Consider the following 23,277-nt stretch of genomic DNA (forward strand, 5'->3'; position numbering starts at 1 on the left):
CTTTTGTAAACCATTTGTGTTTTATTAAGCCTTCAAAAAAACAATACGCGGTTTAATGTTTTGAAAAAAATTTAACTTTGAAGCTGCCCTCTTTTTTAACTGAGCGGTTTTTGTTTTTTGCCGCGCTTTTTTGTGGTGTTGGTCTCCGACCCGCCTGAAAACAATTCAACGGGGCAGAAGAAGCGGGCTAAAAAAGAAATTCAACCGGACCCCGATTGGAATTAATTGTTTGTTTGTCTTAAATAGAATCAATTTATATCTTTAACGGGTCAATTAAATTCTGCAATTTCTATTGCAGCGGATTGATTTTTCGGTAAATCCCCGGATTTGTTAATCCGTGTCAGGACGGTTTGAGTAATAAAAAATAAAACCAGTGACAATATTCTTAATGCCGGAATATCCCGGAAAATTTTTGTGTTGCGAGGGTTGCCAAGCCAGGTCAAAGGCGCAGGGCTTAGGACCCTGTCTCGCAGGAGTTCGAGTGTTCGAATCACTCCCCTCGCATTTTTTTGTTTAATAGTGGTCAGTACCCTGAGAAATGTTGGTATTCCGGTCACGTAAAAATTCCCCAAAAGGGTTTTTACCAGTCAGCTGTTCTAATGCCGCTGTCGACAATCCCGTTTTGGAGTTTTTTTAGTTCAATTATTTTCATTGACTGTATTATTTCGGGGAATACCGTTTCATTGCATAAATCTTCATCCGAGTACCAGCCTACTTCGATAATGCCCTCTTTTTTTGCATCAGAAGTCAGGGACGAATCCCCGCTGAGGTAATCGCAAAGGTACCAGATTTTTACCATCTGGTAACGGAGGGTTTTGAGATTGTCAATCATTACAGGTCATTTGGTTTTGCATACGACACCGGTTTCTTCTTTTACTTCTCTTTTTGCCGCATCTGCAAGTGATTCGCCGTCTTCAACTGCACCTCCGGGTGCGACAAGATAGGTATTTTCTCCATCTTGGTATCTTACCAGCAGAATTTTATCATCGTTGAATTATGATTCCGCCAGCGGCGATTCTGTGATTATGACATGACATTTTAAAAGATCACTTTGTATATTTCGCGGTTAGATTAAGTTTTAAGTTTTAGTATTTCCACATTTTTTTGTTTGGAAGTGTGATTTAGATTATCTTTTGATGTATAAAATTAAAAATTCGGTTGTGTTTTTTTATTTTTGAATAATTGTCCTTTTGTATAACCTAATGAATAAACAGGCGTATTTTTGTGATTTGAAAATTTTAAGTCTCTAAATTAATTTTAAATCATATTTTGAAAGTTTCTATAAAACCTGTAGTGTCCTGCAATAATTTACTCTGAAAAAATCTATTTCAGGTTTTTCTAATTTTATATCTCGTGAAATCAGCAATGTTCCTCACAAATACAATTGAGACAGTGATTTACGAGGGACTAAGGGAGCATGGAATGGGCGATTCTTCCGGAAAGTGTGATTGAGATCAACGTTTCCCTACCATTTACTTCTTTTATCACCAGACTTGCCTCCTCCAAAACCCCGACTGACTGGGATAAAACCTGAGGACTTAACGTTTTATTATTATTGGGATTTTTTGAAATTCGCTGCCTGAGTACACTTTGGTTTATTTTAGTCCCCGGGTTCTCAGAAAGAATCTTTAAAATCTTTTGATACAGTTTATTCTTTGAAAGAGTGCTCATTGGCATTTTTGGGGTAGGAAATTCCAAAGGTTCATTAAATTCTTTCGGAAGATAATATCCTGTTCCGTCAAGCCAGAGAGCTCCCATAAACGTCATAATAGCGAAATCTTTGCGCCCAAAAGTGACATTGAAATACAAATTTGCATCTGGGTATCTTTTGCGAATATCTATCAGTTTCAACATTAGATCATTCAGGTTCCCATTCTTATACCTGATTAACTCGACGTCAATGTCAAGTGTTGAATTGCAAATATTAATAACATTTTTTATACTTGATCTGACCTCTTCAGGTGGGTTTTCTTCAGTTACCAGAATATATTTCTGAACAGGATAAAACCTGATAATTTTTTGGATACCTTTGTCAACATTTGCTCCAGTTGTGAGAATATGGATATTCAACATATAATATTTAATATCAACACTTATATCTATAACATTTTCTGTAATATTTAATGATCATGCTTCCAAAGATTAAAAAGCAAAAAGAATGTGTTGCAATTCGTTCAGCGAACTGGCATATTACTTCGAAATGTAATTACAATTGTAAATTTTGTTTTTCACAGAACCTGAAAGGAGAACTGAAAGATCTTAAAAAAATGAACGAAGTACTGTTACATCTCAAACAGCTTGGGATTACCAAAATCAACTTTGTCGGCGGGGAACCCCTGATGTATCCACATATTATTGAAGCAATAAGGACAGCCAAGGATCTTGGATTTACAACAAGTATTACGACAAACGGATCACTTTGCAATGAAAAATTGATTTCAGAATTTGAAGATATTCTTGACTGGATCGGTCTGTCCGTAGATTCGGTTTCTGAGAAAATTGAACGGGAATTAGGAAGAGGAAATGGCGGACACCTGTCACATATCATGAAAATTACCGGATTAATTCATCTGTCAGGAATAAAATTAAAGGTCAATACTACAGTTACAAGAAAAACCTATCTTGAAGATATGCATGAGTTCATTGAAAAAACAGACCCTGATCGTTGGAAAATTTTTCAGTTTCTCCATGTAAAAGGGCAGAACTCGAACGCTGCAGAGAGTTTGTCAATCAGTAGTGAAGAATACAGGCTGTTTAAGTTACGGCATCAGGATATTGTACTTAAAAACGGAATAGCACCGGTCTTTGAATCAGCAGAAGACATGGTTGACTCCTATCTTATGATTAATCCGGAGGGGAATATATTCATAAATAAAAACTGTAATTACAGAGAAATTCCTTTATTAAATCTTAACAGGAAGAATTTTTCAGAACTTGTCAACCAGGAAAAATATATTTCACGAGGGGGTCTGTATGACTGGAAACGGGAAAAATAATGAGATTATCCATTTCCTGATTTTAGGAAATTCCAAAGTGCATATTCTCAGGGCTATCGACTATTTTGATATAAAAAAGGCCGTAATCTTTACATCTGAAAATATGATGATTGAGAATCAGCCGTTTATTGACGAAATAGAGCAAAATGGTGTTAATGTTATCAAAGTAGTCCTTCTTTCTCCCTTTGAAGAAAAGGCACTTGAAAATATGAGTCAAAAAATTCTGAAGACCTACGAACTATATTCAAATAGAGGGTCCTCTGAGGTTATTGCCGGACTTACCGGGGGAACAAACCTCATGGCTCTTGCAATGGGCATGTTGTGTCTTTCTGCCGGTTTAAAGGCTCATTATGTTCTCAATAATGAAGTAAACGACCTCATCGAAATTGATTATTTCAAAAAACTGTGGAAGAACAGAGATCTTTCAAATTTGAAAGATTGTATCTTAGAAGGTGTGGCCGATGAGTAATCTTTATTTTGAAAACCTTGGAGAAGAAGATCCCGAATTTTTAGAAAATTTGGTCGTACGGAGACTTAAAGATTTTTGGTATTATCTGAACAATGCTGAAAATCAGCTGGGCAGGCATACATACAAATTTTCGTTTACAGTTAAGGGCATAAATGGAGTTATAAGGCTTTCAGATGAAAAATCATGTATAAATCTCTTTTCCTGTGAAGATTTATTTTATGATGAAAACCTGAGGCAGAAAATCAACAAGAGTAATATTGATAAAAAAAACAGGACTGTATCTCTTGAATACAGTTTATATAAAGGAATGATATACGCAAAGTCCAACAATAAAATAATATCCTGCAGATTCGAACCCAAATTCTATACATTGACTGACATTCAGCCTGTGGGAACACACTCTGATGAGGAGTATAACATTGCACTTGATTTTCTGAATAATTCTGATTCTATTCGGATAAGAGTAAAGGGTAAGTTTAGATCAATAGATTTTAAAAATAATCTGAAGAAGAAAGAATCGATAACAGTAAAGACACTTCCGGATGACAAACAAAACTTTTGGGTTTCATACAACACTTACATTCTTCGACGGCAAAGAGAAGCGATAGAGTCCCTTGCCCTTTCACCCCGGAAACATCAGATTCCTATACTGAATCTGCTCAGGCAGAAAGGCCGCGATTTCAACTGGGGAGATGTTGACATGTCTTTTGAACCGGCTCGGTGGTTCATACTAACAGATGATTCAAGAGACGGAACTTCCGAACAGCGGGAATTTGTTAAGAAGGCCTGGGGGACACCCGATTTTGCAATACTGGAAGGTCCGCCGGGTTCCGGGAAGACAACAACACTCCTTGAATTAATTGCCCAGGCAATTTCCAGAAACCAGCGGATTCTGATGGTAGCCTCTACCCATGTAGCTGTTGACAATGTTTTGGAAAAACTTCTGGATACACCCATTCAGACAGATGATGGTGAAAGATCTTTAAAGGAAGCCTGTGGGGCGATTCCACTTCGAATAGGAGATCAGGGTGATGTCTCAGTTAAGATTCAGCCTTATTGTCTTGAGAGGTTTGCCGAAAGTGAGATCGATTCGATATCAGAACATCTCAAAAAAAAATCGACGAAGAGCAGCCTTACAGAAGCAGAGAAGATGTGGAAGGGGACGTTAAAAAAGGACAGGAAAAAAGCAAAAGAAAACATGGAAACTCTGCTTTTGGATGTTGCAAATCTAATTTGCGGAACTACGATAGGAATCCTGAAAACACCTATTATAGAGAATTCAAATATTTCAGAACCTCTGTTTGACATAGTAATTCTTGACGAGGCTTCAAAAACGACATTCCAGGAATTTCTTGTCCCTGCACTTTACGGCAAAAAGTGGATCATATCAGGAGATATAAAGCAGCTTTCACCTTACGTTGATCAAACCCCAATTGAAAAAAATCTTAAAACAATTAAATCATTTACCAAAGAGGACGGGTATAAAGACAGACAAATATGTCTTTCTGCATTTCAGGCGTCAAGGGGAGGAAAAAATAGTGAAAACAGTGTTTTGATACTAAAGGAAACTGAGGAAGAAATTTCTGAATGCATTCACTATCTTAGTCAGCAGGCTGAGGGAATAAGTAAACTGTGTAAAAATTCTGATCACGGAAAATCTCGTATAAATTGTTTGGGATTAGAGCAATTGCCATACACGAATTCTAAGAAACTTGAGATTTTGGCCTCTGATATTATCGTTACGAAAAAGGATCTACTTCCGCAGATCGAGCAATATCTTCCGCCTCATGTTTATCTTGACGCAAAAATACTAAGAGAAAATTTCTCAGATGAATATATCCGGAGAAGAAAAGCATTTAACGTCAGACCAGACGAGAAAAAAACATGGGAAGGTGAAATCGCGTGGCGAATTTGCAGAATGCACGAACTGCAAAATGTCAAGGACAAGTATGACTCTCTTAATCATGAGGTTAGTCTGCTTGTCCCTCAGTTTGAAAGAGTTGAAGGGAAAAAGAAAAGATTTGATCTGTTCAGGGACAAGATAGACACTATCAGGAGAATTGCGCTTCCTTCGGTTCTTGAACTTCTTCAGAATGGTTTTGAGACATCCCAAAAATTCAACGATTCAGACCTGATTGCACTTTACAGTGGTCTTTCTTATGCAGGAAATGAACCAGGGGTCCTTAAGACAAGGCACACACTTCTCACTTATCAGTACAGAATGCATCCTCAAATTTCCTATCTGCCGCATAAGTATGTGTATGAAGGAAAAGCTCTTAAAAACGCCAACGGCGATGAATGGATGAAAAAAGAACGAGAATGGGGATATGATAAATATAGTTCACGATGTGTCTGGATTGACATAAGACCAAAAAAAGGAGACCTCCAGGCTGACAAATCCAAATCCAACCATGCAGAAGTACTGGCAATCAGAAATGATTTCGACCAGTTCAAAAATTGGGCGAAAGAGAATCCCAACAAAAAAAACGGATATTGGTCGGTAGCAATTCTTACATTCTATAACGGACAGTTGGATGAACTAAAAAAAGAATTTGCAGGCGAACACGGAAAAGAAGGAATTTCATCCGAATTTGTTCTGAAAAAATCAAATGTTTCAGTAAAAATATCCTCTGTTGATCGCTACCAGGGACATGAAGCTGACGTTGTATTTCTCTCATTTGTCCAATCCTGCGGGTTTAGAGATAAAAGAAAGTGTAAAAAATCAGTCATCGGTTTTCTCAATTTTCAAAACCGTCTCAACGTTGCAGTTACACGGGCACGTTATCAGCTGGTGATGTTTGGTGATAAACAGAACTTCGAATCATGCAACGCAGAATTTCTCCGTGCACTGGCAAGTGAATCAACTGCCGGGGATATTGAATTCGGAGGTGTAAATTAATGGAAATAAATCTTAAAAGGGACGTTTCAGTTGAGTCATTTGAAGCAATTATGGAAATTGCCTCTTTTGATGAAAAATATGATTTTATTCTCCCCGTTCTGAAACTGGAAGAGGAGGGGGGGATTACGGTAGAGCAGGTGAATACAAAACTTTTTAATAAGAAACCGGATCATGAAATCGGAAAGCGTCTTCTGGACAGGATAGTTCGGTACAGGCTTATAGAAAATTACAATGAAATATCCAGTGACTCAAGAAGTAAGGAAATAAAAGATGCAGAGACAGTTTATTATCAGCCAACCAAAAAAGGAAAAATAGTTTTAAAAGCGCTTGATAAGAAAGATCTATATTCTTCATTCTTAATTCAAAATTCCTTTGGAAAAGATATATTTGATAAATTTCAGGATTATGAAATAATTGGTTTTGGTTCTAATGAACCGAATTCGGTAAACTCCTCTAATGGAGAGAATGATTATTACCTTGACACTTTTGGAAAAAAATTAATCCATTATTCATGGCCTCATTCTCCTCAAGATGAAGATGAAGATGAAGATGAAGATGAGGATGAGGATGATTTATTCAAATATCTTGAATCTGCGGAACTTCTTGAAAAGATTGTACCGAAAAATTATGAGGGAGGCTATGATAATGAATCTCCCTCAAATGAGAGTCTTAAAACATTATATAAGTATAATTTAACTGAACTTGGGAAAAAGGCACTTGAAAAAGGAAAAGTGCCTGTTCCTGAGAAGGGTTCGTATGTGTTATATGCAACAGAAGATCCGCTTTTCCCTGAAAACCTGATAGCCTACGAACCAAAACCTGAAACAAGAAAAAATGATTTTATAGAGAAAACCCAAAAACACCAAAACGAGGCTAAGAAAACTGACGTATCCAGAGAGACTGAAAGCCCCGACTGGCTCAAACAACTTATTAAATCCTTAAAGGACTCTCCCAGGATTATCGAACTTGCTGCACAGGACGGAACGGAAATCCAGCTGACGGAGATCGAGGGGAATATTAAAAGCTCTAATCAAAACAGAAAAGTATCTATCGTCCTAAGGATAAAATCATCCCAAAATCCACAGATGGAAGTTGCTACAGCCGGAAAAGGAAGTGGATTGAAATCCACCTGCACACCGCAAATAAGGATGGATCTTTTAGAGGTGCTAAAAAATATTATCCCGGAAAGAAGCGGTGATCTGACAGAATTCGAAAATGAACCGGCTCTTCTGGTGAGTTTTGATGAAATAGAAAACAATGCTCAGGAGATAAACTCCGGAAAGAAAAATGTCTTAGTTAAGTCACCTGAAATTCAGGGATTTGGCCGGTTCGACGATTTAACAGTTAATGGTATCACATTATTGCCAAAGACTTTTCAGGATGCTGTCTCATGGGTAAATCGCCTGATAATTGATTCAATAAATTATTACATCGACGAAAATTCTTACGAGGAACAATGTAAAAGAATAATTGAACGATTCTCAAAGAGATTCAGACAAGGGGAGTTAAAAAAAGCTGTGGTGTCGTTTGATGAGATGAAATCAATTATAAAATCCGAAAAAACAAAGAACCCGGAAAAATACTGGTTCGTAACAGCTCCTGAAATCCTTACGTTAAAGGAGATGAGATAAAATGGCAGGAGATTATTCAGGAAACATTCTCAAATCACTTGAAAAGCCCCTGACTGAAACGTTCAGTTTTGAAGATGAAAATCTCGGGCCGTGCTGGACATACAGAAATTATGCAGACACAGATGATAAAAGGTCAATGAGGTGGGTCTTTCATTCAAATCAAAGAGATTTCATCGTACCTCAAAAAAATGGTAAATTTATAACTTATCTCGTTGAGAAAATAGAAGAGGCAAAAGAAACAATCTGCATTTCTTCGTTTTTAATTCAAAAGACCGGTGTTACAGATGCTCTTATAGCAGCAGAAAAGAGGGGAATCAATATTTTTATCCTTACGGCAAGGGAAGAAGACCTTAAAAATATTGACGATGACAGGCTTGAGGGTGAAGATAAGATAATTAAAGAACATATTAATCTTCTAAACTCATTTGCAGAAAAGATCCTCGTAAGGACATGCGACAGTTTCCATGCGAAATATATAATAATTGATCCCGTGTCTTTTAATCCGTTCGGGTTGATGATGACCTGCAACGCGACATCGGCACCAATGAACGGTTCAAATATAGAGATTGCAACTAATTTGAAAAATGATGAAATCAAATCATTCTTTGCCCATTTTATATACGGTTTCTGGAAGATGGCCAATCATGAACTTCTGGAAAACAATAAACTCACCGCTGTAAAAAAAGAACTCGCGTTCAAACCTCAACTGGGGGAGATTACACTTCCGGCAACAACTGACAAGTTATTTTCATTGAATGATAGTATCCTCAAACTTATCAACACTGCCAGAAAATCGATAACGATTACTGCATGGTCTTTTGATGAAGGAAACAAAATTGTTGAGGCGCTTGAATCAGCGTCTGACCGGGGTGTTTCAATTAAGATCGGAACAAAGCAAAACAAAAGGAATACAAAAGCTCTGTTAAATGTTATAGCGAAAGGCGCTGAAGTATTCGGGCATCCAAGATTCCATGCCAAATGTGTCATTGTGGATGGGAATAAAGGACTTATAACTACATCAAATTTCACAAAACTCGGTCTTGAAACCGGATTTGAAACATCAGTAATTCTTGATGCAGATGAAGCACAAACTATGGAACCGGTTATTTCAGGATGGCTAAAAAGTTGTCCCTGGGAACTGAAAAAAGATCTTTTGTTGAGAGATGCAAATGAAAAAATTTTGCAATTGAATGAAAATAAAAAGGATCTTGATGAAATATCTATTGTTTCTGAAGAAAAAACAGAACTTGAGGATTATATGCCGGATTCACTGGAAAAAATTTTGGGATACACCATACAAAAATCACAGGCTGAAAGAGAAGTAAAAAATCTTAAAAATAAAAAGATTCAGAGATTGATCCTCTCTCAGAAAATCATCGCACCCAACCTTTCGGCTAACTCAAAAAAAGAGGCAGATATAGATGATAGTCCATTTGATGTTTATAATTCAGGAAAAGGAAAAAGGTTTATTGTTGTGAAAAACTGGGACGATCTTAAGCCGGCTGAGGAAGTGGCCAGGAAGATAAAAGCCAAAATAGTTGTAAAAAAAGAATTACTGTAATATTATCAAATATCTCATTTTTAAAATAAGTATAACCCAAAATAAAATCCCGTTTTTAGTATTTCTTTTAAGAAATCTCCGTTGCGTTTTAAAAAAAATTCAGAGCATTTTCTATTGCTTCATCATATTTTATTTTCGGAACAGCCCTTTTGCCGGCGTTTGCATTTATCTTCAACCAGATATCGGCCGGGCTCTGTATCATATGCCGGCAGACCCCTGTAACGAAAAGTGCAAAATATACAGTCTTTTCTGTTTGGATAAATAATCGAAAAGTATATCGCAGGTAAATTCAACAGGAAATAATTAAAGCCGGGGGGGAAAGATTATATTGAATTTGACATTAAAAAATGTTGCCAGCTATAAAACTCCTGTTAATGTAAAGATTGACAAAAAAATTAATTTGTTTTACGGTCTCAACGGTTCCGGAAAAACCACCATATCGAATTTCTTACAAAACCCAAATCTGGATTGTTTTTGTGACTGCAATATTGCAGATGGAAAAAACAAATAATTTGTAGTGTATAATGAAAATTTTGTAGAAAATAATTTATGAAAGCTCAAAACAAAGAGGAATATTCACTCTCGGAAATGAGAACAAAGAGGCTGAAATCAATATATATGAGGCCAGGGATAAAATAACCTCTCTGGAAAATAGAAGAGAAGAACTGAATAAAGAATTTATTGAAACCGAATCTGAAATAGAAGACCTTGAAAATAATATCCAAAAACAAATCTGGGATGCCGGGATATGCTATAAAAATTCCCTCTTTAGACTTTTGTCTTACCGGATATAAAAATAATAAAAAGAAATTCTTTAACGAAATATTGAAGACCAAGCCTGAAACAAATGCAGACATCAGTTTTCAGACTCTTGAATCCGAAATCAGCTTTTTAGAGGAAGGAGACACTGAGATTAAAGCTGAAATTCCTGAAATTTCTCTTAATATAGGTATTATTGAAAACGATCCAATATTTCAGGACATAATAGTCGGAAAAAAAGATAACCCGTTTTCAGGTCTTATTGGAGAACTGGATAATTCAGACTGGGTAAAAAAAGGGTTGTCCTTTATTGATTCTCAAAAAAAATGCCCCTTCTGCCAACGGGAACTTGGAGAAAAAATTCTGATTAATTTAAATGATTATTTTGATAAAACATATTCCCAGAGAATTGAATATCTTGATTATTTGAGGACTCAGTATGAAAAAGAAATTAAAAATCTTCCTGATCCTGAAGCATTAAAGAGAGAACAATTTGCAGCTGACTGCCCTGCCTTTATTACTGAATTTATAAATCTTAAAATGCTGCTTTTTCAAAACCTTGAAACTATTGATAAAAAAATAAGTGAACCAAACAGAAAAATTAAATTAACGGATACCAAATCCCGGTTTAATAAATTAAATCATTATATTGATGCGATAAACCATAATATCCGGGAGCATAACGACAGAATCAACAGAACTGATGAAATCAATGAAAAAATCAGGGTATCGTTTCTTAGATGTGTCCGAAGAGAGAATGAAGCAGGTATTAAGCAATACTTTGTAAATAAGTCAAAATATACTGGAAAACTGGAAAAACTGAGATCTGAAAAAGATAATCATATCCCTGGCGAAATTCAAAAAGAGAATGAAATAATTTCAGAAAATCTTGATAAGATAACTAATTTAGAGTCTTCAGTAAACAGCATTAACGATTACCTGAGATACCTGGCGATATCAGGTTTTCAAATCAAAAAATTTCAGACAAATTTCTACAGGATTGTCAGAGAGAACAATAGTGGTGACCAGTTTAAGTCGTTAAGTGAAGGAGAAAAAACAATAATCAGCTTTCTTTATTTTTTGGAGCTGTGCCAGGGGTCAGTATTATCCAATTCATCAGTTGATAAAGATAAAAGGATTATAATTATTGATGACCCTGTTTCAAGCCTTTCATATACTTACGTTTTCAATATTGCGGACCTGATAAAAAGCAGAATTATAGACACGAATTACGCTTCAGTATGCATTTTAACACATAACCTGTATTTTTTCCATGAACTTTGCATGAGAACAAAAAAGCCATGAATAGAGGAGATGTGAACCTGTACCGGATTTCCAAGAGTACTGAGACTCATATAAAAGAACTGGGTATGAACGAAATTCAAAACGACTATAGTGCATACTGGAGGGTAATTAAAGACTTTGATGAAGATGAACGTATGGTCTCAAATTCAATGCTGGCAATTTCAATGAGAAATATTATCGAGCATTTTTTCACATTCATTAATGACAAAAAAGATTTAAACGAAGTGATGACGGACATTAAAAAGACTGATTCCGGATATTCTGCTTTTCACAGATATATGAATCGAAATTCCCACTCCGATTCTGTGAACCTGTCAGATGTAAATGATATTGACCCTTATATTTTCAGGAATGCTTTTAAAGAAGTCTTTTACAAATCTGGTTATCAGGACCATTACTTAAAAATGTTAAAATGATTTAATTCAGTGCACCAGTAATCATAACGTCAGGATATATGCCTGAATAATCTTGAAAATTCAGAATACATAATTTGTGCGCATGTTATCAGGTATGTGTCTTTCAGATTAAATCACCTGGAAGAAATGTATATATACAATCCCGGATACCCGGAAACGTATGTTCAGAAATTACATCGCGGCGGTACTTTTTTTTGCGTTGTCGGTTTTGTTCTGGTCTGCCGGAAATTTTTTTAACGTAAACCTGTATTACAAAATATCGCTCTCTTTTCTTCTTGCAGGCGCCGTTTTTGCAGGCTACGAAATAATCACAGGCAGGATTGCAAAGAGGGTTATAAAGAGCAGGAGAACGCAGTATACATTCAATAAAGGCATTTTCATTCTGTCGGCTCTTGTTTTTCTTATTTTTATTACGCAAATCTGGATTGAAAATACGGAGTCGCTTGTAATCTCCTACGGAATAATTGCCGCCGGAATTGCAATCGCCCTTCAGGACCTGTTCAGAAATTTTGTCGGCGGAATTATAATCGCCGTCTCGGGCGTTTACAGGGTGGGAGACCGTGTCAGGGTAAAGGACTCTTTAGGCGACATCATGGATATCGGGATAATGAACACCACCATGATGGAAGCCGGAGGCTTTAACGATTCCGAACAGCCTACCGGGCGTCTTATTACAATGCCCAATTCGGTCGTGATTTCAGAGACGGTCTACAACTATACGAGGGATCACAGCTTTATATGGGACGAAATAAAAGTTTCCCTTACATGCGAAAGCGACTGGAAGAAAGCCGCGGAAAATTTCCTTAATATTGTCACGGAAGAGACCGGGAGCCTGACGAAACAGGCCGAAAACGAGATAGAAATACTCGGGGAAAAATATTACCTGCCAAAAAAAATGGTTGAACCGGCAGTTTACATAAGGCTTGCAGAAAGCCGTGTGGAGCTTGGAATACGCTATGTAACAGACTCTAGGGACAGAAGAATAATAAGCGATGCCCTGAACAGAAAAATACTTGAGGACATTAAAGAGTCAGGCGATTACATTTTGGCCTGATGAAATAACCGGAACTGGATTTATTGCTTTTTTTAAATGTAAACTGATATTATTATGTCCGTCTTTTTCGTTTACACAATTTTTAACCCTACGTCATGTATTTAGTCAGAGTTTTGTAAAATCGTCTTTTTAGCGTAATAATGGTTTGAATTTTTTTCTTTGTTTATACTTACAAGATTGCCTGAACTAAGTTTTTCAATGTGCCATAATATTGTAGAGTATGATAATTTTGTATATTCTATAAGGTCTTTCTGAGTACATCCCGGATGTCTGTTAATGTACCTGTAGATATTTTCGGTTGTAGAACAATTCAGAACTAACCTGAAAATCTGGTCGTCCCTGTTGTATCTGCTGCCATTACCAAAATAGTGGCGTGTTTTAAAAATTTTTCTTGAAGATATTTTGCCTTCCCGCATTAGAATTCTAAGATGATACTTAAGTGAACTTCTGTTTATTCCTGTTGCATTTTCGATTTCATTATGACTTATTCCGGGGTTGTCCATTATTGTCTGAAAAATATCCTGTCTTCTTTTATTTTCAAGAACATTTTTTGGATTTATAGTCCTGATTCCAAATGAGAAACAGGAAAGTATTACAATAATTCCCGTTATCGGTATCAGAAAAGGCAGATATAATCCAATCATTGCAAAAAAATAGTGCACAGGAGAGACTTCCCACCAGTCAAGGACATAAACATTGTCTTCTCTTATCAGATCAGACGTTCCTTCACCGGGTATTACAATAACATTCGACTCTACAGAAACCTGATGTACGTATGCTAAAATAAATATCATACTTATAGCAATTAGTGTCCCCCTGCGATTCATAACAGATATCTGTATCTATTAAAATAAGTTATATATTTCTCTGTTAAATAATTGAGTAACTGACAGATGACCCTGAAACCTCTCTTCCGTAAACATTAAGTTTCCAGTCTCCGATAGGCAGGTAACCTGATGCTGATTTTATATCGACATCAATCGTGCCGTCTTTTTCGGAACTGTCATAAAGATCAGTATAGTGCCCGATAAATGTATTATCCGGCTGGTAAATGTATAGTTCAAGTTCCCCGTACTGCTCATCCCAGGTTAACGTGACATCGACCTTCGAGGTAAACGGCCAGATATAGCGGGAATGATAAACCATCTCTCCCTCTGAAATGCTGTTTTGAGCCTTTGTCCCCAAAAGTTCAGAACAGGATTTGTCAATTGAAGGTAAAACAATTATTTCATTTTTTCAATTTTATCCATGACATTTCCTGCCATGACTGGTGCAGTAAATAATGCCGCAAGTATTGTTGCAATTAATAAAGCTGATATTTTTTCTGACATTATATTGTATTTATAAAATTATGATAAATAACTGTTCAGGCCAGACAGTCGTTAAAAACTTTTTTTATCACGATTATCCGGCCAGAGCAAGTATTTACTGTGAAGTAAAATTAGCACTTTGGTAAATATCTCACTTGAAGATTTCGTGAACGTTAAGAAAAACGAATTTTTTGAGAAAGATTATCATAAAATTCTATTTATGAAAAGAAATGAGAAAAATTTGCCAAAAAATATTATGGGTGCTAAGAAATGAAAATAAAAATCAGAGCATTGCAAATATTTCTTCTGTCCGCATTTTTGCTGGTTAGTTTAGCAATGATGCCGGTAAGTGCAGAAAAAATGAGCATTTCCAGCTTTTTTAGTGAAAAAGGCGGAACTGAAGTAAGTGCCGGAGAATACCTGGAAATTGTCGATCCGGGTAACTTTTACAACCTCACGGAAAAACAAAAAAATCAGTTTTATTCAATGAAAGTCGTTGTTCCTGATCTGTCCAAAAGCACTAAGGGCAACTCCAGTGTCACTGAGATAACAGAGTCTTCCCAAAGCCGGGCGGTATATCTTGTCCATAACCATAACAGTGTGAGCCCTGCACTTTTGGGAATCGACTGGAAAGCCAGTTCAGAGACGACGGCAATATTTCCTGAGGTAAATGTTGCCGCCCAGCTGTTTTCAAGAGCTGTTTTCAAGTAGTGACAAAGATTCATGGGAAGAAGAGGAAAGCGAATCTGAAAGCGGGAGTGCGACAAGCTATGTAGAAATTTCAAAATATAAATTTTTACCTTCTACAGCGTACTATAAAGTCGTATCCACGCATTGAGGATATACACCCGGAGGAAATCCTTACATGGGCACACTCACTTCTAACATTCTGTATTACTCCTGAATCACAGGAGATTAAAATTCTCTTTTTTTGTCAGACTCCGTTTTTTTGTACACTTTAAATTGCAGTCCTGTAAAAACCAAAAAAAACCCTTCCGGTTTGGATAGATTTTTCAGTTGTCTAAACAAAAAAAGGGTATTGTGAAGAAATATTCAATAAAAATATATTTTGTCCTCATTGTCCTTTTTACCCTCCTTGTGTTCTGCTGCGGGTGCATAGGAGATCTAGGGGAGAACAGCAAAGAAAAATTAAATGGAACTGTACCAAAGACAATTGAAGACCAGAGCTGTTATGACCGGGCGGTTGAGTCTGAACCGGATAATGCGACGGCGTGGTGCCTGAGGGGGATGTATTACAACAATAACCTCAACAGGTATGACGAAGCCCTGAAAAGTGCGGATAAAGCTATTGAGATCAATCCCGGATACGGTCTCGCGTGGCTTTTGAAAGGGTATGTCCTCTTAAACACCGGCAATATCAGCGAAGCGGAGTCATCTTTTGAAAATGCGACCTCCTATAACCCTGAACTGAAAGAATACGTTCCGGATGCCGAAGATTACAATTTCGGTGGCTCGGATGCATTCTGCCTGTTTTATTCGGTTTCAGACTGAAGGACCCTTATTTTTTTCCGGAGATCAATAAAAAAAACCTTTAATCTGAACGGATTTCGAAATGTTTATAACAATTTGATGCGTATATTGTAGAGCACCACGGAAACAAAGACGAGTGCGCCGATAGTGTAGTGGTTATCACTAGGCGTTGCCAACGCCTAAACTCGAGTTCGAATCTCGGTCGGCGCATAAAAAATTTTTTAATATTCTTTTTTAGGTAAAATTCATGTGTCATTTTTGTGCTCCTGTGATACATTTAAGTGCATAGCCGGAAAAAAAGCCGGGTGTTTTTCTTTTCGGTTAAGATTTCAAATTTTTTTTTCAATGTTATAAAATACCGGAATATGTTCCTGAATTTAAAAACATACCCGCTGAATCTCCTTAATCGGGGAATGTCTTTGTTAAATCCTGCGGATTTCTAATTGAAACGCAATTTATTTCACTTATGATATGTTATATCAGATTACTATGGCGGCTTACCAGGACGTCGATCTTAAAAAAATAGCATGGGACGCCATGCAGAAATACGGTTTTGATCCTGAGTTCTCGGACAAAGTCCGTGAAGAGACGGACAGACTTAACCCTGAGAAAGTCTACAGGAAAAAAAAGAAAGTTACTGATTTGCGTTCCCTTCTGTGGTCTTCAATCGACAACTACGACTCGATGGACCTTGACCAGATAGAGTTTGCAAGAAAAAATTCGGACGGCTCAATCGAGGTCCTTGTCGCGATAGCAGACGTCGACCTCTTCGTTTCCCGCGACTCTTTTACGGACAGGCACGCAGCGCATAACGGGACGTCGGTCTACACCGGTGTTGAGACTTTCACGATGATACCGAAAAAGCTGTGCGAAGATATAACCTCCCTTCTTCCCGGACATGACAGTATGGCTGTCGTCATCTCGTACACAGTCATGAACAACGGCAGTGTGAAAAGAGGGGACGTCTACAGGGCGCTTGTCTCGAATAAGGCCAAGCTTGTCTATGAAGAGATAGGCGACTGGCTCGAGGGAAAGACCGGCGTCCCGGATTCGGTTTCATCTCATTCCGACCTTGAAGAGCAGATACTTGTCCAAAACGAAGCTGCTCTCAGGATGAAGCGCCGCAGGACAAAGAAAGGGGCCCTTGTCCTTGAAACGATTGAGGCGACTCCCGTTATGGACGACGGAAACGTAAAGGACCTTGTCGTCCAGGAGCAGAACACTGCAAGAAACCTAATCGAGGAGTTTATGGTGGCCGCCAACAAGACTGTCGTTGCTTTTATCGAAAAAGCCGGTGTCCCGATGATACAGAGGGTTGTAAAAAAACCGAGGGACTGGAAGGGAATCGTTGCAACAGCACAGAAATACGGCGAAAAACTTCCCCGGAAACCCGACTCCGGTGCACTGACGAAATTTTTAATCAGGCAGCAGAAAAGAGACCCCGAAAGGTTTCCGGACCTTTCAGTGACAGTGATAAAACTTATCGGGCAGGGGGAGTACCTGCCGTTAAAGCCCGGAAAAACGCCTGTCGGTCATTTTGCGCTCGCGGTAACCGATTATACGCACTCGACAGCACCCAACAGGAGGTACGTCGACCTTGTAAACCAGAGGCTTATAAAGTCCATACTGCGGGGGAAAAGGAGCCCGTATAATTATGAAGAGCTTGAAGACCTTGCACTATGGCTTTCGGACAGGGAGAAGAACTCGAAAAAAGTAGAGAGATATATGCGCAAGTCCGCCGCCGCAATGCTTCTTCGTGACAGAATCGGTGAAGTGTTCGACGGGTTCATAACAGGCTCTTCGCAGAAGGGCGTCTATGTAAGACTTGTTTCCCCTCCGGCTGAAGGAAGGATTATGGTAAACGAGGAGTCTTTGTATGTCGGTGAAAAGGTTAAGGTAAAACTTCTGCTTGCAGACCCCTACAAGGCATATATTGATTTTGAATGTGTTGAAAAGGAAGAGTAAATTACCAGTCCTTTTTCATAGCTTCTTTTTTCAGGTCTTTCGGCATAAGTTCGATTGCGTACCTCAGAGAAGTCCTCGGCATATTCTTTTTGTTCTTCATAACGTAATCGAATATTTCGTCCGTGTGCTGTCTGCTCTCCTCTTTTAATAGCCACCCGTAGCCTTTCTGCACCATGTCGTCAGTATCTTCAAGAAGGATGTCTGCGATTTCAATGGCGTCGTCAAGATAATTTCCCTTTCTTGCAGGCATAATAATAGACACCGCAGCGGCCCTTCTCATCCACCTGTTTTCAGATTTTGCCAGGACTTTAAGTTCTTCTAGGTATTCAGGGTACTGGACGATAAAGTCCCCCATAGTATTTGTGCAGAAACCGTCGCATGACGCCCAGTTGTTTATGTATGTGTCAATCCAGTGCCTGAAAACTTCGAAGTCGTCCTTTTCGTACCTGCCTGAAAACCTGTGCGACCAGTTTGAGACGACAAACGATTCCTCAAGGTACCCGGATTTATAGAGCTCTTCGCAGAGTGAGAATATTCCCGTTTTCGGCAGGCTTTTGACCTCCTTCCAGTATTTTTTTGCTATTTTGATTACTTCTGCTGTTTTGAGGCCATAGCAGAGGATTTCGTCTTTAAAAAATCTCTGGGATGATTCACGTGCAGAAGGGCTGGCCTTTTCCTTTAGTTCTTCACGTATTCGTTCGACGACACCGTCCATAGATAGAGTTTGACCTGAATGCATAATATAAATTTTTCACCGGGATGCAGGATCTGTTTTAAGTATTATCCTGAGTTATAGATCTCCAGCGAACTCTGGTCTGCAATTATGGATGAAAAACGGTATAATCTGGGAGAATCCCGGAAAAAAATAAAAAAAACAGGCAGTTCCGCTCATCCTTATGAAAAGGGTCACCGTGAGGTGTCTGAACCTGATTTGTCCACCGTGAAAGATACAAAATCCCTCTATCGCTGCATACCTGTCAATAAATCCGGTAAGCAGGGTTTTGTTACAAAAATGTCCCCCGGAAGCATAAAAATATCATGCGGTACAAAGTGGAGTGAAAACGGATATATCCCTTCATTTAAAAGTACAGATGAAGTCCTTATGAAAGCCGCCAAAAGGACATACAATAGTCATGGCGTAAAGGACAGATGAAAGATTTTTTTCTTTTTGCCGGGCCAAATGGTTCCGGAAAATCTACAATAATTAAGCCTTTTATTGACAATAACAGTATTGTATATTTAAATGCAGATTATTGCGCACGTGCAGATCCCGTGATTTCCAAGATGCCCGACGGTCCGGAAAAGTTAAAAAAAGCACAGGCTGAGACCGAAAGACTACTTAAAGAAATGATCTCGGAGGAACTGACTTTTGCATGGGAGACGGTATTTTCCCATAAAAGCCGTCTGGGTATTATGGAATATGCAAAAAAAGAAGGTTACAAGATTCATCTGACTTATATTACAACTAAAAATCCTGATATTAATGTTGCCCGTGTTCACCAGCGTGTTTTAGAGGGAGGCCATGATGTGCCGGAGGACAAGATCCGGGGAAGATATAATCGCTCCGTTGCTTTTCTGCCTGAAATGGTTCAGATAGCAGATGAAGTATTAGTATATGATAATTCCTACGAGAATGTTGATCCTAAGCTTTTATTCCAGAAATTTATTCAGACTGAAGAAGGTGTTGAACCTGAGATGGTGGTCTGGAAGACTGAAGATACAGAGGTCAACGACTGGGTCATAAAATATTTGTCCGGGCCGCTTATGAACAAGGGTATTTCTGTTAAATGCTACAAAGAGATTTAAAACCAAACAATCTTCAGGTTTTTTCAAGTCTTTAAACGAAAAATTTCAGGAGAAAAATTAAATATGTACACTAAAAGACACTGCATAAGAGGCGGCGTTTCCGGTTATGAGGAGTCTTTTGCAGATGTTGTGTCGGAGTCGCCCGTCGGCATATTCGTAAACGGGAGGCAGGCCGCGACAGTGATGCTTAGTCCTGCAATGCTGAAAGAGTACGCAGCAGGTTTTCTTTTAACGGAAGGCATAGTTAAATCGCCGGACGAGATAGAGTCCGTCCTTGTCGAGGATAACAAAATAAGCGTCCTGATGCAAAACCCCAGAAAAATGCTCTTTTCAAAGAAAACCGTCCTTTCAGGGTGCGGCGGGGGTGCGACGTCACTGGACTATTCAAGAATTCCTGCGGCACCGAAAGGAAAAATATTCCCGCCTGAGACAATAAAAAAAGCTGCCAAAGAGGTTTATGCCCGCAAAAGTCCGGTGAAAGCCGACAGCCTGTTCTCAGCGGGAATTTTTTCAGACGGAAAAACGGTATGCATCGCACAGGACATCGGGAGGGACAACGCACTGGACAAGGCAGTCGGAGACGTATTTCTGGAAAAAATCAGCCTTCCCGGATGCTTTGCAGTTGTGACGGGAAGAATTTCATCCGAAACAGTCAGGAAATGCCTGTATGCACAAATCCCTTTTGCCGTCTCTCTCGGGGGGGTGACCTCTCTTGCATGCGATGCCGCACAGGAAAAGGATATGACAGTGATATACTTTGACGGTGGGGAAGTTTTCAGCATCTTCTCCGGAGAAAAAAGGGTTGCAGGCATCCGTTAAGGCCCTGCCATCACTAATATTATCCCCCGAAAAACCCCTTTTATTATGTAATGCGTGATCCTCCTGTAAAGAAAATACTGTACTGGTGTCCGAAATGCAATGTGCCTCTTATAGGCAGCAGCTGTTCCTGTGGAAGCGAAGCGGTAAAGGTGCCGCTCCTAAAGCCCTATGAGGTAAGACCTGCCCTCTCCGCCGACGTTGCACTTATAAAGAGCCTTGTCAATGAAAAGTTCGGTGACGCTTCTTTGTCTGACATAATGCTTCTGAACAAGTCCGGAGGCGATGACAGGGCCGAGCTTGTCATCATGAACGGCGAGAGGTTCGGGTGGCTTGTATTCAGCCCGGTCAACAGGAAATACAGGTTTGATATAGCTCCCGAAGGCATCAAATATGTCATCGGTTCTGCAACAAAGGGAATTCTTGATATAGAAAAAGATACCGGCTACTCGAAGAGTATGGGCCGTATCGGCGGAAAAAGAATACAGCTCAACACTTTTTTCCCGGACGGAACGTATATCGTAAAATACAGGAGCAGGTACGGCACCGGAATTGTACGGGATGATACCGTAAAGATTAAGGAGCTTGTTGCAGCAGAACCCGCAACCGCCCTTAACCCCGGATGGAAGGAAGCGGTAAGGAGAAACAAAAACCACCTGAAAAATCTGGAGCATACCGCGATAAGGACCATAAAGCAGCATATGAACGACAGACCCTGTGTAAATGTGTCTTTTTCCGGGGGCAAGGACAGCACGGTCGCCCTTAACCTTGCCGGAAAAGCCGGTGTAAAAAAGGCTTTTTTCATTGATACCGGCCTTGAATTTCCGGAAACCATCGAATTTGTAAAGTCGAAGGGTGTTGACATAATAGAGAAGGGGGGAGACTTCTGGAAGGCTGTCGAAAGGGCGGGTCCTCCTTCAAAGGACAACCGCTGGTGCTGCAAGCTCTTAAAGCTCAACCCCCTGAAGGTGTACCTTTCCGGGATCGGCCCGTGCGTTACCGTCCAGGGCAACCGCTGGTATGAGTCATGGAACCGTGCCGGGCTTGACGAGACGAACCAGAACCCTGCAAATCCTCTGCAACTCAATATATCCCCGATAAGGGGCTGGAGGGCTCTTGAGGTGTACCTTTACATCTGGTGGCAGGACCTTTCGATAAATCCGCTGTACGAGAAAGGCCTTGAGAGAATCGGATGTTATCTCTGCCCTGCAATGCTTGAGAGTGAGTTTGAGGAGATGAGGAGTATTCATCCTGATTATACTAAGAGGTGGGATGATTTTCTTGAGAAGTGGGCGGAGAAGAAGGGCTATCCTGAAGAGTTTTATGAGTGGGGGCTTTGGCGCTGGAAGGCTCTTCCACCCAAGATGAGAGAAATCTGCAGGGATAACGACGTAGAGGTAAACTATGATTATACCCTGAAGACAGGGTCTTTCGAAAGAAAAACTCCTGCCGGACAAAAGGCCGGAAAAACCGAAGAGCCCCCGGAGTCCCGTGACTCTGAGGATAAAAAGAATTCCGCCGGCCGGCCTGAAACTGTGCCCGTGAAAGTGTTGGAATCAGGTAATGAAGTTGCAGCCTGCGGTTATGATGTAGCGGCGGTCAGGAAGGACTTTCCGATTCTCGGCGACGTCACATATCTTGACAATGCAGCGACCGGCTTTTCCCCGGAAAAGGTCCTTGACGCTGTAATCGACTTCGAGCACAACTACAGGTCGAACGTCGGCCGGGGTGTCCACAGCCTGATGCAGATTGCGTCGCAGAAGTACTGGCATGCCCATGAAAAGGCGGCGAAATTCATAGGCGGCGAGGACGGAGTGATGGTCTTTACGAAAAACACGACCGAAGCCATAAATATGGTTGCAATGGGGATGTCATGGCAGCCCGGAGACCGCATCATAACGACCGTCCTGGAGCACCATTCGAATCTCCTGCCCTGGAGGGCCCTGTCAAAGTATGGAGTTTCGGTCGACGTAATCGGCCTCGACTCATCGTATTCGCCTGACCTCTCGGAACTTAAAAGGGTTATATCTCCAAAAACGAAACTTGTTGCAGTAACGCACGCCTCGAATGTCCTCGGTGTCGTTGTGCCTGTAAAAGAGATAGCGGAAATCTGCCACGAGAACGGGGTAAAGCTTCTTGTCGACGGTGCACAGAGTACACCACACATTCCGGTAAACGTCGCCGATATAGGCTGCGACTACTTTGCTTTTTCAGGCCACAAGATGCTTGGCCCGACGGGAACGGGTGGTCTGTGGATGAAGATGGCTGACCTGAACCCCGTTTTTCTGGGCGGCGGAATGGTGGAATCGGTGACAAAGGACGGATTCGTCCCTGAAAAAGGCTACAGGATGTACGAGGCCGGAACACCCAATATATCCGGCGGAATAGGTCTTGGTGCAGCAGTCGACTACCTTTCAGGCATAGGGATGAAAAATATCCGTGACTATGAGGAGTCCCTGACAAAAAGGCTCATCGAAGGTCTTGAGAGTATACCGGGAGTAACTGTATACACTGCAAAGGACCCCAAAATGCGTATAGGTGTCGTGTCGTTTACAATCGACGGCCTTCACCCGCACGAGGTTGCACAGATGCTTGACGAAAATGCGGATATTATGGTCCGCTCCGGAAACCACTGCTGCCAGCCGCTTATGGAGTGTCTCGGTCTTAAAGAGGGGACTGTCCGTGCAAGCATCGGGCTTTACAATACCGTGCACGAGATAGACCTTCTGGTAGCATCGGTTAAGGAAATTGTAAGTTAAAAAAGATTTTTTCCTTTTTTCCCGGTTTGGTTCAGGAACT

22 protein-coding genes and 2 tRNA genes are annotated in these 23,277 nt (G+C 39.8%); 18 read left to right on the plus strand and 6 right to left on the minus strand.

All coding sequences use genetic code 11. The features are described 5' to 3' along the window. The first annotated feature begins 419 nt into the window (after window positions 1-419). Window positions 420-504, plus strand: a tRNA-Leu gene (locus tag J2128_RS01355). A 76-nt stretch (window positions 505-580) separates the two neighbouring features. Here the strand turns inward: J2128_RS01355 and J2128_RS01360 are convergent. The 3 genes from J2128_RS01360 to J2128_RS01370 all read right to left on the minus strand — a co-directional run bounded on the left by J2128_RS01360 (window position 581) and on the right by J2128_RS01370 (window position 2,073). Beyond that, window positions 581-832: a hypothetical protein gene (locus J2128_RS01360; RefSeq protein ID WP_209689014.1), complete on the minus strand. Its 252-nt coding sequence runs from the start codon at window positions 830-832 to the stop codon at window positions 581-583. Between the two features lie 6 nt (window positions 833-838). Further along, complete coding sequence (locus J2128_RS12985) at window positions 839-979, minus strand: NUDIX hydrolase (protein WP_209690176.1); 141 nt, start codon at window positions 977-979, stop codon at window positions 839-841. Between the two features lie 428 nt (window positions 980-1,407). Beyond that, window positions 1,408-2,073 (minus strand): hypothetical protein, encoded by a 666-nt coding sequence (locus J2128_RS01370; protein WP_209689015.1) that lies wholly within the window; start codon window positions 2,071-2,073, stop codon window positions 1,408-1,410. Window positions 2,074-2,129: 56 nt separating this feature from the next. On the opposite strand from J2128_RS01370, the gene J2128_RS01375 reads away from it, so the two are divergent. From J2128_RS01375 to J2128_RS01415, 9 genes are all read left to right on the plus strand, one after another. Further along, a complete protein-coding gene (locus J2128_RS01375; RefSeq protein WP_209689017.1) occupies window positions 2,130-2,996 on the plus strand; it encodes a viperin family antiviral radical SAM protein in 867 nt (288 codons plus the stop codon). After that, window positions 2,974-3,465: a hypothetical protein gene (locus J2128_RS01380; protein WP_209689020.1), complete on the plus strand. Its 492-nt coding sequence runs from the start codon at window positions 2,974-2,976 to the stop codon at window positions 3,463-3,465. Before J2128_RS01375 ends, J2128_RS01380 begins: the two co-directional genes overlap by 23 nt. Further along, window positions 3,458-6,364, plus strand: coding sequence for an AAA domain-containing protein (locus tag J2128_RS01385; RefSeq protein WP_209689021.1), 2,907 nt, complete (start codon window positions 3,458-3,460; stop codon window positions 6,362-6,364). Before J2128_RS01380 ends, J2128_RS01385 begins: the two co-directional genes overlap by 8 nt. Continuing rightward, window positions 6,364-7,995 (plus strand): hypothetical protein, encoded by a 1,632-nt coding sequence (locus tag J2128_RS01390; RefSeq protein ID WP_209689023.1) that lies wholly within the window; start codon window positions 6,364-6,366, stop codon window positions 7,993-7,995. The genes J2128_RS01385 and J2128_RS01390 overlap by 1 nt, the downstream gene beginning before the upstream one ends. A 1-nt stretch (window position 7,996) precedes the next feature. Then, window positions 7,997-9,556 (plus strand): phosphatidylserine/phosphatidylglycerophosphate/cardiolipin synthase family protein, encoded by a 1,560-nt coding sequence (locus tag J2128_RS01395; protein WP_209689025.1) that lies wholly within the window; start codon window positions 7,997-7,999, stop codon window positions 9,554-9,556. A gap of 334 nt (window positions 9,557-9,890) precedes the next feature. Further along, window positions 9,891-10,067 carry an AAA family ATPase gene (locus J2128_RS12990; RefSeq protein ID WP_394357553.1) on the plus strand — a complete coding sequence of 59 codons (177 nt, stop codon included), beginning with the start codon at window positions 9,891-9,893 and terminating at the stop codon, window positions 10,065-10,067. 197 nt (window positions 10,068-10,264) lie between these two features. Next, window positions 10,265-11,620 carry an AAA family ATPase gene (locus J2128_RS01405; RefSeq protein ID WP_209689029.1) on the plus strand — a complete coding sequence of 452 codons (1,356 nt, stop codon included), beginning with the start codon at window positions 10,265-10,267 and terminating at the stop codon, window positions 11,618-11,620. Next, the gene (locus J2128_RS12840; RefSeq protein WP_209689031.1) at window positions 11,596-12,036 is read left to right on the plus strand and encodes an AAA family ATPase; all 441 of its coding nucleotides are present in this window, start codon (window positions 11,596-11,598) and stop codon (window positions 12,034-12,036) included. The genes J2128_RS01405 and J2128_RS12840 overlap by 25 nt, the downstream gene beginning before the upstream one ends. A 160-nt stretch (window positions 12,037-12,196) precedes the next feature. After that, entirely contained in the window at window positions 12,197-13,090 is an 894-nt protein-coding gene (locus tag J2128_RS01415; protein WP_209689033.1) for a mechanosensitive ion channel domain-containing protein, read from the plus strand. Window positions 13,091-13,191: 101 nt separating this feature from the next. Here J2128_RS01415 and J2128_RS01420 read toward each other — a convergent pair whose 3' ends face one another. Then, window positions 13,192-13,917 (minus strand): winged helix-turn-helix transcriptional regulator, encoded by a 726-nt coding sequence (locus J2128_RS01420; protein WP_209689035.1) that lies wholly within the window; start codon window positions 13,915-13,917, stop codon window positions 13,192-13,194. Between the two features lie 43 nt (window positions 13,918-13,960). Then, a complete protein-coding gene (locus J2128_RS12645) occupies window positions 13,961-14,236 on the minus strand; it encodes a hypothetical protein (RefSeq protein ID WP_245323254.1) in 276 nt (91 codons plus the stop codon). A gap of 500 nt (window positions 14,237-14,736) precedes the next feature. Here J2128_RS12645 and J2128_RS01430 point away from each other — a divergent pair, with 500 nt between their 5' ends. From J2128_RS01430 to J2128_RS01445, 4 genes are all read left to right on the plus strand, one after another. Then, window positions 14,737-15,111, plus strand: coding sequence for a hypothetical protein (locus J2128_RS01430; protein WP_209689037.1), 375 nt, complete (start codon window positions 14,737-14,739; stop codon window positions 15,109-15,111). A gap of 330 nt (window positions 15,112-15,441) precedes the next feature. Continuing rightward, window positions 15,442-15,912: a tetratricopeptide repeat protein gene (locus tag J2128_RS01435; protein ID WP_209689039.1), complete on the plus strand. Its 471-nt coding sequence runs from the start codon at window positions 15,442-15,444 to the stop codon at window positions 15,910-15,912. Window positions 15,913-16,029: 117 nt separating this feature from the next. After that, window positions 16,030-16,101: transfer RNA gene (locus J2128_RS01440), tRNA-Gly, on the plus strand. 279 nt (window positions 16,102-16,380) lie between these two features. Further along, the gene (locus J2128_RS01445; protein ID WP_209689041.1) at window positions 16,381-17,856 is read left to right on the plus strand and encodes an RNB domain-containing ribonuclease; all 1,476 of its coding nucleotides are present in this window, start codon (window positions 16,381-16,383) and stop codon (window positions 17,854-17,856) included. Window position 17,857: 1 nt separating this feature from the next. On the opposite strand, the gene J2128_RS01450 is transcribed toward J2128_RS01445, so the two are convergent. After that, window positions 17,858-18,595 carry a DNA alkylation repair protein gene (locus J2128_RS01450; protein WP_348632347.1) on the minus strand — a complete coding sequence of 246 codons (738 nt, stop codon included), beginning with the start codon at window positions 18,593-18,595 and terminating at the stop codon, window positions 17,858-17,860. Window positions 18,596-18,679: 84 nt separating this feature from the next. On the opposite strand from J2128_RS01450, the gene J2128_RS12650 reads away from it, so the two are divergent. The 4 genes from J2128_RS12650 (at window position 18,680) to J2128_RS01470 (ending at window position 23,237) form a co-directional block, all read left to right on the plus strand. Beyond that, window positions 18,680-19,009, plus strand: coding sequence for a hypothetical protein (locus J2128_RS12650; protein ID WP_245323258.1), 330 nt, complete (start codon window positions 18,680-18,682; stop codon window positions 19,007-19,009). After that, window positions 19,006-19,662 carry an AAA family ATPase gene (locus tag J2128_RS01460; protein ID WP_209689044.1) on the plus strand — a complete coding sequence of 219 codons (657 nt, stop codon included), beginning with the start codon at window positions 19,006-19,008 and terminating at the stop codon, window positions 19,660-19,662. Before J2128_RS12650 ends, J2128_RS01460 begins: the two co-directional genes overlap by 4 nt. A 63-nt stretch (window positions 19,663-19,725) precedes the next feature. Beyond that, entirely contained in the window at window positions 19,726-20,481 is a 756-nt protein-coding gene (locus J2128_RS01465; protein WP_209689046.1) for a formate dehydrogenase accessory sulfurtransferase FdhD, read from the plus strand. A gap of 50 nt (window positions 20,482-20,531) precedes the next feature. Continuing rightward, the gene (locus J2128_RS01470; RefSeq protein ID WP_209689047.1) at window positions 20,532-23,237 is read left to right on the plus strand and encodes an aminotransferase class V-fold PLP-dependent enzyme; all 2,706 of its coding nucleotides are present in this window, start codon (window positions 20,532-20,534) and stop codon (window positions 23,235-23,237) included. The last annotated feature ends 40 nt before the right edge of the window (window positions 23,238-23,277 follow it).

It is taken from the genome of Methanomicrobium sp. W14 (assembly GCF_017875315.1).
In the GTDB taxonomy this organism is placed as follows: domain Archaea; phylum Halobacteriota; class Methanomicrobia; order Methanomicrobiales; family Methanomicrobiaceae; genus Methanomicrobium.

Bases quoted from the DNA above. Each gene is read 5' to 3' on its own strand.
- J2128_RS01360 (WP_209689014.1), bottom strand. From the start codon at position 832: ATGATTGACAATCTCAAAACCCTCCGTTACCAGATGGTAAAAATCTGG.
- J2128_RS01370 (WP_209689015.1), bottom strand. From the start codon at position 2,073: ATGTTGAATATCCATATTCTCACAACTGGAGCAAATGTTGACAAAGGT.
- J2128_RS01375 (WP_209689017.1), top strand. From the start codon at position 2,130: ATGCTTCCAAAGATTAAAAAGCAAAAAGAATGTGTTGCAATTCGTTCA.
- J2128_RS01380 (WP_209689020.1), top strand. From the start codon at position 2,974: ATGACTGGAAACGGGAAAAATAATGAGATTATCCATTTCCTGATTTTA.
- J2128_RS01385 (WP_209689021.1), top strand. From the start codon at position 3,458: ATGAGTAATCTTTATTTTGAAAACCTTGGAGAAGAAGATCCCGAATTT.
- J2128_RS01390 (WP_209689023.1), top strand. From the start codon at position 6,364: ATGGAAATAAATCTTAAAAGGGACGTTTCAGTTGAGTCATTTGAAGCA.
- J2128_RS01395 (WP_209689025.1), top strand. From the start codon at position 7,997: ATGGCAGGAGATTATTCAGGAAACATTCTCAAATCACTTGAAAAGCCC.
- J2128_RS01415 (WP_209689033.1), top strand. From the start codon at position 12,197: ATGTTCAGAAATTACATCGCGGCGGTACTTTTTTTTGCGTTGTCGGTT.
- J2128_RS01420 (WP_209689035.1), bottom strand. From the start codon at position 13,917: ATGAATCGCAGGGGGACACTAATTGCTATAAGTATGATATTTATTTTA.
- J2128_RS12645 (WP_245323254.1), bottom strand. From the start codon at position 14,236: ATGGTTTATCATTCCCGCTATATCTGGCCGTTTACCTCGAAGGTCGAT.
- J2128_RS01430 (WP_209689037.1), top strand. From the start codon at position 14,737: ATGATGCCGGTAAGTGCAGAAAAAATGAGCATTTCCAGCTTTTTTAGT.
- J2128_RS01445 (WP_209689041.1), top strand. From the start codon at position 16,381: ATGGCGGCTTACCAGGACGTCGATCTTAAAAAAATAGCATGGGACGCC.
- J2128_RS01450 (WP_348632347.1), bottom strand. From the start codon at position 18,595: ATGCATTCAGGTCAAACTCTATCTATGGACGGTGTCGTCGAACGAATA.
- J2128_RS12650 (WP_245323258.1), top strand. From the start codon at position 18,680: ATGGATGAAAAACGGTATAATCTGGGAGAATCCCGGAAAAAAATAAAA.
- J2128_RS01460 (WP_209689044.1), top strand. From the start codon at position 19,006: ATGAAAGATTTTTTTCTTTTTGCCGGGCCAAATGGTTCCGGAAAATCT.
- J2128_RS01465 (WP_209689046.1), top strand. From the start codon at position 19,726: ATGTACACTAAAAGACACTGCATAAGAGGCGGCGTTTCCGGTTATGAG.
- J2128_RS01470 (WP_209689047.1), top strand. From the start codon at position 20,532: ATGCGTGATCCTCCTGTAAAGAAAATACTGTACTGGTGTCCGAAATGC.